Here is a 698-nt window from a genome sequence, read left to right on the forward strand (position 1 = left end):
GCTCGTCGGCGCTGCCGAGGAAGAACGCCTCGCCACCCAGCCGGCCGGCTCGGTGCCCAACACGACCCTGCAGCACTGGCTGTGGGAGGTCGGCAAAGTCGACAAGGCCGACGTGACCGTGGTGCCGATGGGCATCGATGCGACCCAGCAGGCCGTGCTGGTCGGCGCCGTCGAGGGCGCGACCGTGCGCGAGCCGGCCGTCACCATCGTCCAGGGCCGCGATCCGAGCATCAAGCTGGTGGCGCTCGGTGGCGAGATGTTCCCGGGCCAGCCCGGCACGGTGGTCGCTGCGACCGGGGCGTTCCTCGACAAGAGCCCGGCACAGGCCCAGGGCCTGGTCGACGCCGTGGTGCGCGCGACCCGGCTGATCCAGCAGGATCCCGCCCGGGTGGCGCCGCACATCGAGTCGGCGCTCGGCAAGGGGATCACCGACGTCGCCACCATCCGCAAGGCGCTCGCCTCGCCGGCCTCGAAGTTCGTCGCCGATCCACGCGCCATCGTCGACGCCACCGCGGCGATGCAGCGCTATCAGGTCAAGCTCGGCTCGCTCGACAAGGAGCTGTCGCTCGACGGCCTGTTCGACCCGACATACTTCGTGAAGGCCGCGGCGAGCCAGTAGGGGATCAGGCTCCGTTCATCCCTCTCTCGGCCTCATGGTGAGGAGCGCGCTCAGCGCGCGTCTCGAACCATGGGGCCGC

1 protein-coding gene is annotated in these 698 nt (G+C 70.9%); it reads left to right on the top strand.

The features are described 5' to 3' along the window. Positions 1-619 (top strand): ABC transporter substrate-binding protein (locus CH341_RS35860; RefSeq protein ID WP_245431022.1); only part of this gene is annotated, 619 nt, incomplete at its 5' end. Positions 620-698 lie beyond the last annotated feature (79 nt).

This window comes from Rhodoplanes roseus, from assembly GCF_003258865.1.
Classification (GTDB): domain Bacteria; phylum Pseudomonadota; class Alphaproteobacteria; order Rhizobiales; family Xanthobacteraceae; genus Rhodoplanes; species Rhodoplanes roseus.